At 73.4% G+C, this 957-nt stretch carries 1 protein-coding gene; it reads left to right on the top strand.

What is annotated here, in order from left to right; all coding sequences use genetic code 11:
- The coding region (locus tag CA983_RS44105) for a CpaE/TadZ family protein (RefSeq protein WP_244207368.1) at nucleotides 1-918 on the top strand (918 nt) is incomplete at its 5' end.
- Nucleotides 919-957 lie beyond the last annotated feature (39 nt).

The following is a 957-nucleotide window of genomic DNA, read 5'->3' as shown; positions in this document are numbered from 1 at the left end:
GTCCCCGAGTCCCTCCCCACGGTCGATCCGCGCCTCGCCCTCGCCCTGGGCAGCCCGCACCACGGTGACTCGGCCGCACGCCGCGCCGGGGCCTCCCTGCGCCGCCTCACCGTCTCCGCCACCCAGGAGGTCGCCGAACAGACCCGTCTGGCCCAGGAGTTGCAGCAGCCCGTCACCACCGGGCGAGTCATCGCCGTCACCTCGATCCGCGGCGGCGTCGGCAAGTCCACGGTCTCCGCGCTGCTCGGCCGTACCTTCAACCACTACCGGCACGATCCGGTGCTCACCCTGGAGGCCGACGCGGCCCTCGGCACCCTCCCGGTACGGATGGGCGCGGACACCGTGCGCTGGTGTTGCGCCGACCTCGCCCGGATCCTGACGCCCGCGATGCAGCTCACGGACATCACGGGCTACCTGGTGCCCGTGGCCGATGGTGGCTGGCTGCTGCCCGCGAGCCAAGGGCGGGTCGGCGCCCCCATGGACATCCGCACCTACCGGACGGTGACGCTGGCCCTGCGCCGGTACTTCGCGGTGACGGTGGTGGACTGCGAGACACTGCCCGGCGAGGTGGCACGCACGGCGATGGACACCGCCCACGCACGAGTCGTCGTCGCCCCGATGACCGCCGAGGGCATCCACGGAACTCGCCAAGTCCTCGACTGGCTGGGCCAGTTGCCGCACTCCGCGCTGGCCGGCACCGTGGTCGCCCTCAGCGCGAACTCCCCCGACACCAGCCTCGACCCGAAGACGGCCGCCGCACACCTGCGTGAGCCCGGCGTGCCCGTCGTCCTGCTTCCCTATGACCGTCATCTCGCCCAAGGAGGCCCCATCCACACCGCCATGCTGGGCCGGAGCACCCGGGACGCGGCCGTCCGCCTGGCGGCCGAGGCGATGCAGCGGGCGGTGAGGGTGCGATGACCCAGCAGGTGATCCACCGGCCCGCCCGCAGCACCCGCC

This window comes from Streptomyces swartbergensis (genome assembly GCF_002148965.1).
GTDB classification, from domain to species: Bacteria; Actinomycetota; Actinomycetes; order Streptomycetales; family Streptomycetaceae; genus Streptomyces; species Streptomyces swartbergensis.
Note: the sequence above shows the minus strand (reverse complement) of the source record. Positions and strands in the feature narration are given on the sequence as shown.